The sequence below is a fragment of the Pedobacter hiemivivus genome, from assembly GCF_004331685.1.
GTDB classification, from domain to species: Bacteria; Bacteroidota; Bacteroidia; order Sphingobacteriales; family Sphingobacteriaceae; genus Pedobacter; species Pedobacter hiemivivus.
Genome location: NZ_SJSM01000002.1, coordinates 61,721 through 79,219, shown reverse-complemented (window position 1 = coordinate 79,219; position 17,499 = coordinate 61,721). Strand labels below are relative to the sequence as shown.

General features: G+C 38.0%; 10 protein-coding genes. 6 read left to right on the top strand and 4 right to left on the bottom strand.

Annotated features, from left to right (window positions below):
- Positions 1-156 precede the first annotated feature (156 nt).
- From EZ444_RS03575 to EZ444_RS03565, 3 genes are read left to right on the top strand one after another with little or no spacing between them, the layout of a single operon-like run.
- Positions 157-5,298, top strand: a complete 5,142-nt coding sequence (locus EZ444_RS03575; protein ID WP_131607363.1) for a translocation/assembly module TamB domain-containing protein — start codon at positions 157-159, stop codon at positions 5,296-5,298.
- Positions 5,282-7,633: a translocation and assembly module lipoprotein TamL gene (gene tamL, locus EZ444_RS03570; protein ID WP_131607362.1), complete on the top strand. Its 2,352-nt coding sequence runs from the start codon at positions 5,282-5,284 to the stop codon at positions 7,631-7,633. The genes EZ444_RS03575 and tamL overlap by 17 nt, the downstream gene beginning before the upstream one ends.
- 1 nt (position 7,634) lies before the next feature.
- The gene (locus tag EZ444_RS03565; RefSeq protein ID WP_131607361.1) at positions 7,635-8,660 is read left to right on the top strand and encodes a YihY/virulence factor BrkB family protein; all 1,026 of its coding nucleotides are present in this window, start codon (positions 7,635-7,637) and stop codon (positions 8,658-8,660) included.
- A gap of 2 nt (positions 8,661-8,662) precedes the next feature.
- Here EZ444_RS03565 and EZ444_RS03560 read toward each other — a convergent pair whose 3' ends face one another.
- Both EZ444_RS03560 and EZ444_RS03555 read right to left on the bottom strand, forming a co-directional pair.
- On the bottom strand, positions 8,663-10,672 hold the full coding sequence (locus EZ444_RS03560) for an ATP-binding protein (protein ID WP_165503516.1): 2,010 nt from the start codon (positions 10,670-10,672) through the stop codon (positions 8,663-8,665).
- Between the two features lie 228 nt (positions 10,673-10,900).
- Positions 10,901-12,802, bottom strand: a complete 1,902-nt coding sequence (locus tag EZ444_RS03555) for a DNA topoisomerase IV subunit B (RefSeq protein WP_131607359.1) — start codon at positions 12,800-12,802, stop codon at positions 10,901-10,903.
- A 181-nt stretch (positions 12,803-12,983) separates the two neighbouring features.
- Here EZ444_RS03555 and EZ444_RS03550 point away from each other — a divergent pair, with 181 nt between their 5' ends.
- Positions 12,984-14,294 (top strand): DEAD/DEAH box helicase, encoded by a 1,311-nt coding sequence (locus EZ444_RS03550; RefSeq protein WP_131607358.1) that lies wholly within the window; start codon positions 12,984-12,986, stop codon positions 14,292-14,294.
- A 130-nt stretch (positions 14,295-14,424) separates the two neighbouring features.
- Here EZ444_RS03550 and EZ444_RS03545 read toward each other — a convergent pair whose 3' ends face one another.
- Positions 14,425-15,297 carry a sigma-70 family RNA polymerase sigma factor gene (locus EZ444_RS03545; protein ID WP_131607357.1) on the bottom strand — a complete coding sequence of 291 codons (873 nt, stop codon included), beginning with the start codon at positions 15,295-15,297 and terminating at the stop codon, positions 14,425-14,427.
- A gap of 335 nt (positions 15,298-15,632) precedes the next feature.
- Here EZ444_RS03545 and EZ444_RS03540 point away from each other — a divergent pair, with 335 nt between their 5' ends.
- Both EZ444_RS03540 and EZ444_RS03535 read left to right on the top strand, forming a co-directional pair.
- Complete coding sequence (locus EZ444_RS03540) at positions 15,633-16,136, top strand: BON domain-containing protein (protein ID WP_131607356.1); 504 nt, start codon at positions 15,633-15,635, stop codon at positions 16,134-16,136.
- A gap of 15 nt (positions 16,137-16,151) precedes the next feature.
- Entirely contained in the window at positions 16,152-16,574 is a 423-nt protein-coding gene (locus tag EZ444_RS03535; RefSeq protein ID WP_131607355.1) for an SH3 domain-containing protein, read from the top strand.
- Between the two features lie 183 nt (positions 16,575-16,757).
- Here EZ444_RS03535 and EZ444_RS03530 read toward each other — a convergent pair whose 3' ends face one another.
- The gene (locus EZ444_RS03530) at positions 16,758-17,489 is read right to left on the bottom strand and encodes an acyl-CoA desaturase (RefSeq protein ID WP_131607354.1); all 732 of its coding nucleotides are present in this window, start codon (positions 17,487-17,489) and stop codon (positions 16,758-16,760) included.
- Positions 17,490-17,499: the final 10 nt, after the last annotated feature.

The window sequence follows — 17,499 nt, the reverse complement described above, 5'->3', positions numbered from 1 at the left end:
TACCTGCTTTCGGCTGCAAAGTTACAAAACATACAAATTGTTTATACTTTTGAACAATTAATTCGATAGATTGTAATATAATAAACAACACCAAACTCCCCCCGGTGGCATGATTTTGGTGAAGTTGACCATACATAAACTTTCAATACTGCTCAATTGAATAAATATATACGAATAAGTCTTAAAGTTTTACTCTGGATTGTAGCAAGCGTTATTTTGTTGCTCGTACTGGTTATGCTTTCCTTAAAAATTCCTATTGTACAAAATTTCGTTAAAGATATTGCCGTTAACTACCTTAAAGGCAAGACAAAGACTGAAATTAGGTTAGAAAGCATCGGACTAGATTTACCCAATGACATTGTCCTTAACAAATTCTACATTGAAGATAAAAAAGGCGACACTCTAGTTTATGCACAAAAACTAGCTGTTAACATTAGCTTGTACGAGTTACTAAACAACAAAATTGAAGTAAACTACATCGGTTTACAAAAAATACGGGCAAATGTGACGCGTATTCATCCTGATACAACATTTAATTTTTCCTTTTTAGTAGACGCTTTCTTATCCGAACAGACAAAACCGGAAACCGAAGTTCAGAAAGATACCACTTCCACTTTAAAATTTTCGATCAGTAAAATTAATCTGGAAGATATTGGTATTGTTTATCGGGATGATGTTGCCGGTAATGACATGAAGCTGAACCTTGGGGAATTTAAAGCAAACATTAAAGATTTCGATCTGGATAATCAGCATTATGTAATCCAAAAACTGTCCTTAAACAACACTTCTGTTAAATATCTGCAGCAAAAACCCTTAACACAGTTGCAGACGCAAATCGCAAATAGCATTGATACTGCAAAAACCGAATCAGGCAAATTGCCACTTGTTGAAATACAAGACTTTGCATTCAATAAGGTTAATATAGGTTTTGACGACAGGCTTTCGAAAACTAGCGCCGACCTTGATTTAAATAACCTAACATTAACTAAACTGTTTATCGATCTTACCAACAATCAATATAAGATTGAAGATGCAAAAATCAATGACAGTAAAGTTGATTTTAAAACTTCAACCTCGGATATGCGTGCACAGGTTAACCTTAAGGAATTCTCCTTAACCAAACTGATTGCTGATGTAAACCACAACAAATACCAGTTGGATGAAGCAAAACTAAACCAATCGGATGTAGCATTTGCATTTAAACCAGCTACCCCCACTAAAATACCTCAAAAAACAACATCAGCTCCTACAGCTCCCGGAATTGCCTTTCTGGCAAAAAAACTAAGTCTGGCAGACAACAATATAAAGTTTGATAACCTGGCTGAGAAACCAGCCAAAGGAATGGACTTTAACCACCTGAATATAAAAAAACTTGGCTTACAAGCCGAAAAACTGTCCTATAGTGACGCCGGCATCCTCGTTAATGTAAAATCAGGTAGCTTTAAAGAAAAAAGTGGTTTCGAGTTGTCGAAATTACAAGGAGATGTGGCTTATACTCAAAAGCAGACAAAGGTAAACAACCTGGTGTTGAAGACTCCAAATACCAGCATTGAAAACAATACCCAGCTGGACTATACGGCTATGGAAGACCTGACCAAACATCCTGAAAGGGTGAAAATCTATATGCAGGTAAAAAATACCACCATAGGTTTAAAGGACGCGGGCTATTTTAGCGATGCCATCCCCGAAAACTATCGAAATGAGAAGCTAAAAGTGACTGCACAGGCTCGTGGATATATGAATAACCTTGTGATTCCAAAATTGCAGGTTGACGGCTTAAAAAGCACACACATTGATGTCAATGGAACGATAAAAGGCTTGCCGGATGTAAATAAAACTATACTTGATCTAAACATCAAACGCTTCTCTTTAACTAAAAATGACCTGCTCGTTGTAATTCCTAAAAAAACACTACCGGCCAACATCACCCTACCAAATGCGATTAATGCAACCGGTAAGTTTACAGGATCCATGACCAATTTCAACACTGGTTTCAACATCAATACCGACATGGGATCAGCCAAACTATTGGCCAATATGAAAGGTCCCAAAGGAAGAGAAAGCTATACCGCCAACATTGATCTAAATAATTTTAATGTGGGCCGCCTATTAAAAATGGAACCTCAACTAGGTAAAATCACTGTAAAAGCAAATGTTAAAGGAACAGGCCTCGATCCTAAAAAAGCTTCAGCCATAATAAATGGACAAGTGGTCAATGCTTATTATAACAAATACAACTACCGGAACTTAAACCTAAGCGGCACTTACAAACAACAAAAGCTGGATTTAAAAAGCAATATGGCAGATAGCAACGCCAATTTCGAATTGACTGCGCATGTAGATCTATCACGTAAATACCCAGCAGTAAAGACCAATGCCAATCTAAAACAAATAGACCTACAAAAACTTAACTTTAGTACTACAGAATTTAAGCTTGCAGGTTTAATTAAAGCCGATATACAAACTGCCGACCCGGATTACCTAAATGGCGACATTACAGTAAACAGCTTGCAATTGGTTAAAGAAGGTCAACGTTTTAATGTAGACACGATCATTGTACATTCAGAGGCTTCTGCCGACCACAACCTCCTTACCTTAAAATCTGAGTTTTTAAGAGCAAAGATTGATGGTAAATACCAGATCACCAATTTGGCAAGCGCGGTGATCAATCAGATTAATAAATATTATCAGTTTGGTACGGTCACTAAAATCCCTGATCAAAGATTTAGATTTTATGTAAACTTCTACAACCCGAAGATCTTAAAAAATCTTGTGCCAGAATTGAGCACCTTCGCCCCTTCCAGGATGAATGGTCTACTGGACACAAAAAAAGATAGTTTGGTAATGAACGCTGTATTTCCACAGGCGGTTTATGGTAGCTATCGCGTAGATAGTACCCGATTAAACATCAACAATACGGATCAGAAACTAAATTATAAGCTAACTATTAAAAGTTTTCAAAGCCCATCGTTATCCTTCTTTAACAATGAAATTAGCGGCACTGCCGTTAACAACGATCTGGATTTGAATATCTACTTGCGCGATAGTAAACGGAAGGACAAGTATGTATTAGGGGGTATATTCAAATCTATTGATAAGGATTTTAGATTTAGCTTCGATCCTCAAAAGGTACGATTGAACTATGAAAAATGGACTGTATCGCCTCAGAACTACCTACAATTTGGGGCATCGGGTATACTTGCCAATCAATTTAACCTAAGTAACGGTGGACAACTACTCAGCATCAACAGCGAAAGCAATACACCAAATGCTCCGCTTAAAGTTGAATTTAAAGATTTCAGGATAGAAACATTAACCAGGTTTGCAGAAGCCGACAGTGCTTTGGCCGGTGGAGCCATTAATGGAACAGTAAATGTAAAAGACCTTACCGGGACACCTAAATTTGAGGCCAACCTAACCGTGGACCAGCTTCGTTACCAAAAGGATATGCTTGGAACTTTGCGCATTGCGGTAAACAACAACACCGAAAATGCTTATGAAACCAACATTGCCTTATCAGGGACACATGAGTTAAGGGCTAGTGGCTTCTATTACACGGCTCCCCAGAGTGCGCTCGATATGACTTTAAATATCGACAAGATAGACCTGAAAGCCGTTCAGAGCCTATCAATGGGACAAATTAAAAATGGAACCGGAACCGTAAGCGGAGAGCTTTCTATTAAAGGCGCTCTTGATGCACCTAAAATACTTGGAGATGTAAAATTTAACCAAGCCGGTTTTAACGTTGCTTATGTAAATTCTTACTTCCGCATGCCTAATGAAACCATTAAATTTACCGATACAGGCATTGATTTCAATAGGTTTACGATCCTTGATTCCTTGAACCAAAAAGCTGTAATTACAGGCGGCATTTTAACCACCAATTACCGCGACTTTAAGTTTAATATGGACATTAGGACCAACAACTTCAGGGCCCTAAATTCTACTGCTCAAGATAATGAAATGATCTATGGAACCGTTTATTTAACCAGCAACATTAAGGTGCGTGGTGATTTAAACCAACCGGATGTAAACATGACAGTTAAGGTGGAAGATAAGACAAAGTTCTTCTTCGCCATGCCTCCTGATGACCCCACAATTATAGACCAGGAAGGAATTGTTCAATTCGTTGATTTTAATGCTCCCCCTGCCAATGGCAAAAAAGCACTTTCCGTAGCCGATTCAATTAGTAAAGCGCCAATCAAAGGAATTAACCTGAGTGCCACAATTACTATAGATCCTGGTGCAGAATTAAATATTGTGGTAGATCCGGCAAATGGGGATAACCTAAACGTTAAAGGAGAGGCGACGCTTGCTGCCACAATGGACCCAAGTGGAAAAACCAGCTTAACGGGCAAATACAATGTATTAAGTGGAAGCTATAACTTATCTGTAGGCCCGGTTAAAAAAGAATTTAAATTTCAGCAAGGTAGTAGCATTATATGGACAGGAGAACCAACCAGCGCCAATGTTGATTTAACAGCCTTAATTGAGGTAAATGCGGCTCCCATGGACTTACTCAATACTCCGGATGACCCTACGTCTAAAACAAAGCTTCCTTTCCAGGTATATCTGATGATGACCGGTGAATTGCTAAAACCAATTATTAAATTTAAAATCGATTTACCTGAAAATGAAAGAGGAGCATTGGGTGGATCTGTATATGGAAAGCTTCAACAAGTAAATAATGATGAAGGCGAGCTAAATAAGCAAGTATTTGCTTTATTAGTTTTAGAACGTTTTATAACTGAGAATCCTTTCCAAAGTCTGGCAGGGGGAGGCAATGGGCTTATTACTAACTACGCACGATCGAGTGTAAGTAATTTGCTTTCCGATCAATTGAACAAATTGGCTTCTGACTTGATAAAAGGAGTAGATATTAACTTCGGAATTAATTCATCCGAGGATTACTCTAGCGGTCAGCTTCAAAACAAAACAGATCTGGAAATAGGCTTATCTAAAAAACTGCTAAGTGACAGGTTGATTGTAACCGTAGGCAGTTCATTTGGTTTAGAAGGACAAAACGCAGGAAAAAACTCCGCTAATATTGCAGGTAATGTAAACATAGAATATCTGCTATCTAAGGATGGAAAATACAGATTGAGAGCCTACAGGCGCAACCAGAATGAAGGTGTAATTGAAGGCGAAATTATAGAAACCGGTGTAGGTTTTGCACTGGTGGTAGATTACAATAAATTTAGAGAGGTATTTAGAAGTTTCTCTAAAAAGCAAAGAGCAAGACAAGAGGAACAGCGATTAAGACAAGAAGAACAGCCTAAAAATGACAAGACTAATTAAATCCAACTTACTTATACTTGCCTGTTTAATTTGGGCTTCCTGCAGCACAACAAAAAGTTTGAAGCCGGGGCAATATCTATATACGGGTGCAGAAATAAATATCAATCCCGATTCGGCAGTAAAAATTACGGATCAAAAAGAAGTAAAAGAAATACTTCTGGATAAAACCAGACCCCAACCCAACAAGTCTTTTTTGGGAATTAAATACAAATTGGGTTTTTATAATCTTGCAGGAGAAACGACAAAGAAAAAAGGTTTTAAACATTGGTTGCGCACCAAAATGGGCGAGCCACCCGTATTATTAAGCGAAGTAAAAATCCCTTACAACAATGCGGTATTAAAAAGCTATCTAATTAGTCAGGGTTATTTGCAATCGGATGTTGTGGGCGATACCGTCATTAAAGGAAAAAAAGGCAAAGCTGTTTATACCGCGGAAACCGGTCCACGCTACAAAATCAACAGTGTTTTATTCCCTAATGACAGCTCGGGTATTGCAACAATTATCAATAACAACAAAGCCAACAGTTTATTAAAAGTCGGCGACAACTACGACTTAGACGTTTTTAAAAACGAACGAGACCGCATAGACAACGACCTAAAAGAACAGGGCTACTTCTACTTTAGCCCCGATTATCTGATTTTACAGGTAGACAGTACCATTGGCAAGAATAGTGTAGATATCCGTTTAAAAGTTAAAGATATAGCCCCCGACGCAAGCTTAAAACCTTATACGATTAATCATATCAACATCTTTCCAAACTATAGCTTAAGGAGAGACAGTGCCTTAAGAACAGCAAGCCCTGAGATTTATAATGACTTTAGAATCTATGATCCCAGGAAGACTTTTAAAGCTCCACTATTTAATCGTCTCGTTTTCTTTAAAAAAGATGAGTTGTACAATAGAAGAGATCATAATCAATCGTTAAACCGAATGGTTAATATTGGTGCATTCCAGGCTGTAAAGGCCGAGTTTATACCACTCGACAGCTTTAAAAACAATCAACTGGATTTAAATATTTACCTGACACCTTTAAAGAAAAACTCCCTTTCTTTTTCTGTTACCGGAACCAGTAAATCAAACAACTTTGTCGGCTCAGAATTGAAACTGACCCAAACTACACGTAATGTATTCAAGGGAGCAGAACAACTGGATGTAAGTGCAAGTGGGGGCTTTGAAAGTCAGGTAGGCGGACAATCTAAAGCTTTAAACTCTTACTCACTTACACTGGAGAGTAAACTCACTTTCCCAAGGTTTATCACTCCGTTTAAAGGGATCAATACCACCAATGCTTTTATTCCTAAAACAATAGCTTCACTTTCTTACCAACTACTGCACAGAGGTTCTTTGTATGACATCAACTCCTTCAAAACTCAATTTGGTTACAAGTGGAACGAAAACAAATACAAAGAACATTCATTTAACCCAATATCTGTAAACTATGTTACCTCTTCACTGTTAACCTCAGTACAAACAGAAATAGATAGTATATTAAAGGTAACCCCGGGCTTAAAAAATGTACTGGAAAAACAGTTCATTATTGGAAGTACTTATGGCTTCACCTACACCAATCAATTTGAAGACTTCAGAAGAAATAACATCTATTTCAATGGTACCCTGGAAACTGGTGGAAATGTATGGGGTTTGTTTGCAGGCAAAAATGATAGAGGAGCCAAAGTTATTGCCGGTCTGGAGCTGAACCAATTTATTCGTTTAGAGGCCGATTTCAGAAATTATTATAAAATCACAAAGAATGTAATCTGGGCTAATCGTATAGATCTAGGCTATGGTTATGCCTACGGCGGTCAGACGACACTACCTTTTGTACGTCAATTCTTTGCCGGCGGAACCAACGATATCAGGGCTTGGGCAGCAAGATCCATTGGCCCCGGAACCTACTACTATAAAAATGATCCATTGGTTGCTAACGGCAACTATATTGATCAAAGCGGAGACATTAAAGCCTTAATCAGTTCGGAACTACGATTTAAACTATATGGTCGTTTATATGGTGCTACCTTTGTCGATGCAGGTAATATATGGCTCAGAAAGGAAGATAAAGGGAGTCCAGCTATTGGTAATCTTCCTGCAACTGTCGGACGCGTCGGATCAGGTTTTGAATTAAAAAACGCATTAAAGGAGCTTGCTGTAGGTACAGGAGTTGGACTTCGTATTGATGCAACAATCTTCGTCATTCGTCTAGATGTAGCCTTCCCTATCCGCAAACCGTACAATGAAGAAGGTAAACGTTGGGTATTTGACCAAATTGATTTTGGCAACAACACCTGGCGTAAAGAAAATTTAGTTTATAACATTGGAATAGGATATCCTTTTTAATATGACATTTTTAAAAAAAGTTAAACACTTTATTAAAGCAACTGCACATTTATTTATCGCTGCCGGAAAGGGCTTTATAGAAGACCGCGTAATGAAATTGAGTGCAGCCCTCGCTTATTATACCATTTTCTCCCTTACACCACTTATCATCATCGTCATTTCTGCTGCCAGTTTATTCTTGGGCGATGTCCCAGATTCTGACAGCACAAAACTGAACCCTAAAAAAGAACTCTTCTCAGAAATCACTGAACTCGTTGGTCCAGAAGCCACAGCCCAGATCCAAACGTTTGTAACCAATGCCAATACCACTGGAAAAAGTACCCTCGGACTAATCATCGGTATCGTTACGTTAGTAGTTGGTGCTACCGCTATTTTTATTGAAATTCAAGATAGCATCAACCTGATTTGGAAGGTAAAGGCGGTCCCGAAAAAAGGATGGAAAAAGTTGCTCATCAACAGGCTCCTATCTTTCTCTTTAATTGTTTCTTTGGGTTTCCTACTACTGGTTTCTCTGGTTATCAACAGTATCGTAGTTGCCATTGGTGATAAACTAGGCTACCTCATCTCCTCCAGCAAAATTGCCAAATACCTACCTGCTGTAGATGACACAACCACCTTGTTAATCAACATATTAAACAACGCGATAACGCTAGCTGCAGTAACAGCTGTTTTTACCATTATTTTCAAGGTATTGCCCGATGTAAAACTAAAATGGAAACCTGCAATTATAGGCGCCTTATTTACGGCATTACTGTTTGGTTTAGGTAAGTATCTAATAGGGATCTATATCGTAGAGGGTAACCCGGGTTCTGCATTTGGGGCAGCAAGTTCATTAATTGTAATCTTGCTTTGGGTTTATTATACAGCCATCATTCTTTACTTCGGTGCCGAATTTACACAAGCTTATGCCGAACGTTATGCAAAAGGGATTACACCGAGTAAATATGCGGTACATACTAAGATTGTCGTGGTTGAAAAAGATGTCGACACCTTACCTCCACAACATCCGGAAGACACTAAAATATAAGGTTATATATATTTACTGATCTTATCGATGAGTTCCTGTTCAAGAAATGGTTTTAAGACCAGATCATTCATTCCAGCTTTTAAATAGGCATCTCTATCTTCCTGTAGTACATGGGCCGTTATCCCCAAAATTGGAATTCTAGATTTGCCGAAGTCGCCATTGTATCTCACCTCATGGGTAAGCTCTACGCCCCCCATTATTGGCATTTGAATATCAGTAAGAATGAGGTCGTAATTGTTCTTTTTAAACAACTCCAATGCTTCTTTACCGTCATAAGCGCAATCAAAGCCCATCTCCCATTTTTTCAGCACAGTTTGGGCAAGCAACACATTCATCTTATTATCGTCTACCAATAAAATATTCTTGCCTGTCAACTTTTTGCTAATCGGCACCTCTTCAGCCTTTACAACCTTTACTTCCTTCACCTTAGTGATCTCGTAAGGAATTTCAAAACTGAATATAGAGCCTTTGCCAAGAACGCTACTTACGTCAATTTTACCCCCTTGCAGCTCTACTATTTTTTTACAAATAGCAAGGCCTAAGCCCGTTCCCTGCTTAGTGGTAGAGTATACTTGTGCAAATTCATCAAAAATAAACTCCAAATCCTCCGCCGCAATCCCAATCCCTGTATCCTCAACATGGACTTTTAATACCCCATGTTTTTTGCCATGCATAACTAAATTAACTTTTAGGGTTACCTTACCACTTGCCGTAAACTTAATGGCATTAGTTAGCAGATTCATCACCAACTGCTTTAACCGCAAACGATCACCCAACAAGCAAACATCTTTTTCGATAGACACTTTATCCTCCAATAGAAGATTCTTATTGACAGCAAGCACATTCATACCGTTAAACACTTCCATGATCTCATTTTCCGGATGGAAAGGCTCATTTTCAAGATTTATCTTTCCAACTTCATATTTAGAAAAGTCAAGAATCTCATTTACAAGTGCCAGCAACATCTCCGATGAATTACGGATGGCATCAACCTGATCGATTTGCTCGTTGGTAAGCTCACTTTTACTTAGCTGTTCTGAGAAACCAACTACCGAATTGAGCGGAGTTCGTATTTCGTGACTCATATTGGCTAGAAAACGACTTTTTGAATGGGAATCTTGTGAGGCACGTTTGCCTAACATAATGAGCACCTTTTCGTTTTTATAAAGTTTAATAATGTTATATAGAATGATGATCACCAAACTAACCAATAACAATACATTGATCATCGATATCCAATCCAGCTCCTTAATTTCTTCGAGAAGCTCCTCACTAAGCAAATTCCTGGTATCCATAATATAACCAATTTCTTCCTTTTTGAAGGTCTGCAAAATAGAAATGATCTCCGATACCAGTTTACTATTTAACATCAGGATCGCCTTTTCATCACTCTTTAACTTGTTGGCATTGGCATACAATTTCTTATAATAGTCTTCTATCCTTTTAAGCTGCTCCTTATTAAAACTTCTTACATCTTGATTTACGACTGTATTTTTCTCCGTTTTAATAATGGTAAGAGAAGTGTCCTTTTTCTTATTCTTCCCAGCAAAGGCCGCTGCAAGTCGTCCAAAGAATTTTTTTTCAGGAAGGGGCTGATGTCTAATCGTATCAAAGCTAGTGACTGTTTTAAACTGCTTCTTTGCTGCCGGAAGTTCAATTTTATCGGCGACCTCCCTTTCAACAAGGCCTAACTGCGAAAACCCAATTACCAAACTGTCTGTAAGTTTTCTCAGTTTTAAATAGCTTTCAGTCTTTAACTTCTTCTGTTTAATCAGTCGGTTAAAATCAGGAGTTAACACATTATCATCAACATTGATATTGAGTTCCGTCAAAAAGGTAGATACTTTTTGAATCTGCAAAGAGAATTTCTTAATGTACTCCCTATCGGCTGTTACCGCATACAAACGTGAGTTATTCTCGGCTTGGTACAATGTATAAATACAACTGTCTACTTTCGAATAATCTTCCTTAATCTTTACCAGTTCAGCAATATTGCGCTTCAGCGCATTCATTTTGCTGAATCTCAGAAATAAAAAAAATGCAAAAAGGAATAAAATCAGTATTAAAAATACAGTTAGATAATAGCGTATTGGCGATCTTTTTGTGGCACTAAGAGGCATAAAGTTTTTAATTTACCACAGCCAAGCTGCAGAACTAGTAAACTATTCTATCAAAGGGGATCGATCAGAATACAAGTATAAATCAAAAAATTTACAATTCGCCTATTAGGACCTTAAAAATTAAGCCAGCTCTGCTGCGTCTTCAATCCCGTCTGTATCAACAGGATCAGCTATTATTGCCATATCATCTACCTCATCTTTCTCTATTCTTAGATTTCTGATGATATGCTGTTGTCTATCGGGTGTATTTTTACCCATATAGTACTCCAACAAACTTTTTATGGTTTGATCTTTAAGAATCACTGGGTCCAGCCTAATATCTTTACCGATAAACAATCCAAACTCATCTGGAGAGATCTCGCCCAAACCTTTAAATCGTGTGATTTCTGGCTTATTACCTAGTTTCAATATGGCTTTTTTGCGCTCGTCATCACTGTAACAGTAAATGGTTTCTTTTTTGTTACGCACTCTAAATAAAGGCGTTTGCAAAATATACACATGTCCTGAACGAACCAAATCCGGGAAAAACTGCAAAAAGAAGGTCATCATTAGCAACCTGATGTGCATACCATCCACATCGGCATCGGTAGCAATTACAATATTGTTATAATGCAAACCATCCAGTCCATCTTCAATATTTAAAGCATGTTGCAAAAGGTTAAATTCTTCGTTTTCGTAAACTACCTTTTTGGTCAGCTCATAGCAGTTTAAAGGCTTTCCTTTTAGACTGAAAACCGCCTGACAATCTACATCCCTTGATTTAGTGATAGAGCCCGAAGCCGAATCTCCCTCCGTAATAAACAAGGTCGTTTCATAGCGTTTATCATGGGTACTGTTAAAGTGAACCTTACAATCTCTTAGTTTTTTATTATGTAACGAAGCTTTCTTCGCCCTGTCGTTTGCCAGTTTTTTTATACCAGCAATATCCTTACGCTCGCGTTCAGATTGTAGGATTCTTTTCAACAAAGCGTCAGCTACATCAGAATGTTTATGCAGATAATCATCCAGTTCTTTCTTAACAAAATCGTTGATAAAAGTTCTTACCGATGGCCCATCTGGCCCCATATTTTGTGAACCCAGTTTGGTTTTAGTTTGCGATTCGAATACAGGCTCCTGCACGCGCACCGAAATCGCGGCAATGATAGATGACCTGATATCTGAAGCATCATACTCTTTTTTATAAAACTCACGAATAGTTTTTACCACAGCCTCTCTAAAAGCAGCCTGGTGTGTACCACCCTGTGTGGTATGCTGACCATTTACGAAAGAGTGGTAATCTTCACCATATTGCTGACCGTGAGTCATCGCAATCTCAATATCATTCCCTATAAGGTGAATAATTGGGTAACGTATACTTTCTACATCTGCATGTTTATGCAACAGATCGTAAAGCCCTCTTTCAGAAAAATACTTTTGCCCATTAAAGTTAATGGTTAAACCAGCATTTAGGAACACATAATTCCAGATCATGCTTTCTACAAAATCTGTAATGTAATGGTAGTTTCTAAAAATGGTTTCATCAGGGTAAAAAGTAATGGCAGTACCGTTACGCTGTGTAGTATCTATGATGTCATTTTCTAAGACAATCTCGCCTTTAGAAAATTCTACTTTTTTTGTTTTGTTATCACGGTAAGATTGCACCATAAAGTTTGTAGACAATGCGTTTACTGCCTTGGTACCTACTCCATTCAATCCTACTGATTTTTGAAAGGCCTTACTATCATACTTACCACCGGTATTAATTTTAGAGACACAATCAATTACTTTACCCAATGGAATACCTCGTCCATAATCGCGAACATTTACCTTCTGGTCGGAAACAGTAATTTCTATAGTACGGCCAGATCCCATTACAAATTCATCAATAGAATTGTCGACAATCTCTTTCAGCAATACATAAATGCCATCGTCCTGAGCTGATCCATCGCCTAGTTTTCCAATGTACATACCGGGACGTAATCTAATGTGTTCCTTCCAGTCGAGGGAGCGTATACTATCTTCGTTATAATTCGGTTCTGCCATGATGTAATTGAGTAGTTTACAAATTTAAGCGAATATGCATGTGAATCAACCATAAAATTTCAACAAATGCACATTTATCGTGTAAAAGTACCCCATAAGTAAAAGCCGAAAGTTATGTGTACCTTTGCAGCGAAACAAGAATCTTTTGTTTCTATATATTTTACATTAAAATAAAAAAACATTGTTATTCAACGAATTAAATCTGATTGAGCCTATTTTAAATGCGCTGCAAACAGAAGGTTATACACAACCTACCCCAATACAAGAACAATCCATTCCATCTATATTACAAGGCAGAGATTTATTAGGCTGCGCGCAAACAGGAACAGGTAAAACTGCTGCTTTTGCTATACCTATGCTGCAATTGTTAAGTAAACCACACACCAACACGAAGGTTCATAAAGCCATCAAGGCTTTGATATTAACACCAACTCGTGAGCTTGCCATTCAAATTGAAGAGAGTTTTAAAGCCTATGGCAGAAACCTTCCGTTAAAACATTTGGTAATCTTTGGTGGTGTTGGACAAAAAGCACAAACTGATGCACTGCACAGAGGTGTAGACATTTTGGTGGCTACCCCAGGGAGATTATTAGATCTAATGAACCAGGGCTTTGTAAATTTACGTGACATAGAAATCTTTGTATTAGATGAAGCAGATAGAATGCTCGACATGGGCTTTATCCATGACGTGAAGAAAGTAATTGCCAAATTGCCAGCTAAGAGACAAACACTATTTTTCTCGGCTACTATGCCTAAAGAAATACAGACGTTGGCAAATACCATTCTTACTGATCCAATTAAAGTAGAAGTAACGCCAGTATCCTCTACTGCCGAAAAGATTCAACAACAAATTTTCTTTGTAGAGAAGAATGATAAAAAAGGCTTGTTACTGCATATCCTAAAAGATAAAACTATAGAAACAGCTTTGGTATTTGCTCGTACTAAACATGGATCAGACCGTATTGTTAAGGATCTGATTAAGGTTGGTATAAAAGCAGAAGCCATACATGGAAATAAATCACAAAATGCCAGACAACGGGCATTGACTAATTTCAAAGCGAAAACTACGAGAATTTTAGTAGCTACAGACATCGCTGCCCGTGGTATTGATGTGGATGAGCTGGCCCACGTAATCAATTACGAATTGCCTAACATTCCAGAAACTTATGTACACCGTATTGGCCGTACTGGCCGTGCAGGATTAAGCGGTACTGCTTTTTCATTCTGTGATCCAGAAGAAAAGGAATTCTTAGATGATATTGAGAAATTGATTGGTTTAAAGATTCCGGTATCGGAAGACCATCCTTATGCGATGAGTTGGCAAAGCCTAATGTCGGGTGCCGCAGCAGCAAAGTCGAAAGGAAAAGTAAAACCTTCAAGAGGCGCACGCCCTGAAAGAGGTGCTCGTCCGGAAAGAACCGAACGTCAACCTAACTTAAGTGGTGCCAAGAAAACTCCTAATGGTGGCGGAAACAGACGCTGGTCAAAATAATTAGCATCTAATCTTCTAAAGAGAAACAAAAAACCGCACATGAAAATGTGCGGTTTTTATTTATGTACGCCTTTTGCATTAATCTCATCAAGATAACCATGAAAGCGTTCCTTCTATAACAACTATAAATTCATATAGTTTCATTAAAATAGTCTGTCATATTGTTGAGCTTACAAATTGCTTTTAACGATTCGATCCCTTTGTACCTCAACTGCCTCACCCGCTCAGAAGTTAAACCTATTTTAAAACCAATATCTTCATGAGCCAATTCGGGAAAATTATCAAGACCATAACAATACTTTAAAACCAGCTTCTGTTTTTCAGGTAAGGCATCTATAGCTCTGATCAGATCTTTTGTCAAAGAATCTTTAAACAATTGTGCGCTGGGACAGGTAGAATTTTGATTGATCAAAGTATCCAGAAGTGTCGATTCAGTATGTGGACCTGTTTGCATATCAACGGATACCGATATCCCACCATGATATAAAACATCTGCAATTTTTTCTTCAGTTGACTTAAGAGCATCTGCAAGTTCTGTTAGTGTCGGCTCCCGTTCTAACATTTGCTCCAGTTTAATTGAAGCTTTCGAAACCCTACTCATATCATAAATCTGATTACCGGACAACCTTACAGTCCGCTTTTGCTCTGTTATTGCCTGAAGAATACATTGCCTAATCCAATACACTGCAAAAGAGATAAATTTAAACCCTTTGGTATGATCAAACCGTTTCGCAGCTCTTATTAAACCTATGTTTCCTTCACTAATCAAATCAGCAAGATTTAATCCATTATTTTGATATTGTTTTGCTACTGAAACCACAAAACGAAGATTTGTTTTGATCAGTTTTTCCAAGGCAATCTGGTCTCCGTTTTTAACCTTTATTGCCAAATTCACCTCTTCAGCCTTTTCAAGCAGGTCAATCTGAGCGATTTCCATAAGATACCTGGAAACACTATCGTCATTACGATTTGTTATACTTTGCGCTATTTTTAATGGTCTCATATCAAATCTGCCCGCTTTTATTTACCCTTAATCATAGCAAATCTATAAAGCGACTTCAACAATAACCCGACCTCAGCAATATTCGGTTGACAACGCATTTTTGACAATAAAAACCAATACAATATTTTGTAGAGGAACTCAAAAACGTGTTCAACAAAATATAATTTTAAGCCATCATTCCTTCAATTCGATTCAAGCACCTCATTCCAGATAAAATATTACTTAATTATCATTAGTAAAAACAAAATCACTCCTAAAACTATTATGAACTTATATGGAGTGTTCCGTCTAAACCTGAAGAGCTTCTGAACCACTAAAAACAAATTAATTTAACTATGAAAAACACGATGAACAAAATGATTGCTGCCTTAATGGTACTCTGTGTACTGACGGCCGCCTTAACTGGTTGCAAAAGCAAACCAAAAGATGCAGATCTAAAAGCCGCCATTGAAACCGCAATACAAGCAAATACAATGGCCTCCGGTGTTACAGTATCAGTTGAAAAAGGAGTTGCCACACTTAGTGGACAAGTTACTGATGAAACAAGCAAACAAACATTAGACAAAACAACTGCCAGTGTTATGGGGGTAAAATCTGTTGTAAACAACATTACAGTTGCCGCTCCTCCAGCAGGTCCTGTTGTGGTTGCTGCAGATGATGCCTTGACCACAGCGGTTAAAGATGCGACCAAAGACTTCCCTACTGTAGTTGCAACCGTTTCTGATGGAGTAGTTACCTTAAAAGGTGAAATTCAAAAAGCGAATCTTCAAAAGCTGATGATGACATTACAGGCTTTAAAACCTAAAAAAGTAGACAACAGTCAATTGGTAATCAAATAAATAAAAAGGAATAAAATGGCCTTACAAGAAAAATATAAAGAACTAATAGACACTGCAAATACTGCTGGTGTAAGTGGCTTAAATGTACGCGAGCAAGATGGCGTATTGTATATCGATGGTTCGACCAACGGCACGGTAAAACAACAGCTGTGGGATACCTATGAACGACTTGATCCAAATTATGCATCAGGAGACCTCGTCATGAACATCAACAGCGTAGCGGGTGTTACAGAAGGCACTAAGCTTAAAGTAACCACCAATAGCTCTAACCTCAACATCCGTAAAGGACCAAGTACCAATGATGACATCGTGGGAAAAGCTGCCAGAAATGAAGTAATAACATTGGTCAGCAAAGCCAACGATCAATGGTGGCAAGTTAAAACAGATCAAGGAGAAGAAGGATACGCTTACACTCAGTATCTAACTCCCCTGGCCTAGTACAAAACTTAGATACCAAAAAACAGTATCCACACAAAAAATAACGCATAAAATATTGTGCATAAAAAAACGAGGGTTGCATAACAGAACCCTCGTTTTTTTTCCAACAAATTCAGTGTCTGGAAGAGGACCTAGGAACAATTGCCTTCTTCAGGCATTTGTTCCAGTCCGAAAACAGATCACTTAATTTGTCTTTCTTATTTTGATAATCCGCATCCAGTGCATCACTTTCATCAACGGATAAGTCGGATCAAACTCAAACCATCGCGAAGCAAAGTTTGGGCTATTCGGTTTTTTATGATGGTTATTCTGAAATAGCTCCCCTAGCATTAAAAAATCAAGTGGCAAAGAGTTTTTACTATGGTCATTGTTATCATGATTAGCATAACCATACTTATGACCGCACCAGTTTACAATTGCACCGTGAAGTGGACCCATTAAAAAGTGGATTGGCAACAATAAAAACATCCACCATGCAGTAGCAAAAGTTACATAGAACCACACATAAAAACCAATAAAAACAAAACGTGTAATCCAGGAATCACCAATTTTATCAATAATTGGCCAAGATGGGTAATTGTCTCTAAACTGCTCTTCAGGTTCAACGTTATATTTCGCGTAATTCAAATAAATATTCTTGGTCTGGATCATCATCCCCCACACATCTTTTACAAAATGCGGAGAGTGCGGGTCTTTTTCTGTATCACTGAAAGCATGGTGCATCCGGTGTAATATCGCGTAAGCGCGAGGATTTAAAAAAGATGAGCCTTGTGATAAAAACGTAATCAGATAAAAAAACTTCTCCCAAAAAGGATTCATTTTAAACATTTTATGCGAAGCGTAGCGATGTAAAAAGAACGTTTGAGAAAAAAGGGAAAGAAACCAGTGTAAAAGGAAAAAAGATAAAATAATCATATATAGTGTT

What these genes read in the sequence shown, in the direction of transcription:
- EZ444_RS03530 (WP_131607354.1), bottom strand. Translation starts at nt 17,489, where the DNA reads ATGATTATTTTATCTTTTTTCCTTTTACACTGGTTTCTTTCCCTTTTT.
- EZ444_RS03540 (WP_131607356.1), top strand. Translation starts at nt 15,633, where the DNA reads ATGAAAAACACGATGAACAAAATGATTGCTGCCTTAATGGTACTCTGT.
- EZ444_RS03555 (WP_131607359.1), bottom strand. Translation starts at nt 12,802, where the DNA reads ATGGCAGAACCGAATTATAACGAAGATAGTATACGCTCCCTCGACTGG.
- EZ444_RS03545 (WP_131607357.1), bottom strand. Translation starts at nt 15,297, where the DNA reads ATGAGACCATTAAAAATAGCGCAAAGTATAACAAATCGTAATGACGAT.
- tamL (WP_131607362.1), top strand. Translation starts at nt 5,282, where the DNA reads ATGACAAGACTAATTAAATCCAACTTACTTATACTTGCCTGTTTAATT.
- EZ444_RS03535 (WP_131607355.1), top strand. Translation starts at nt 16,152, where the DNA reads ATGGCCTTACAAGAAAAATATAAAGAACTAATAGACACTGCAAATACT.
- EZ444_RS03560 (WP_165503516.1), bottom strand. Translation starts at nt 10,672, where the DNA reads ATGAATGCGCTGAAGCGCAATATTGCTGAACTGGTAAAGATTAAGGAA.
- EZ444_RS03565 (WP_131607361.1), top strand. Translation starts at nt 7,635, where the DNA reads ATGACATTTTTAAAAAAAGTTAAACACTTTATTAAAGCAACTGCACAT.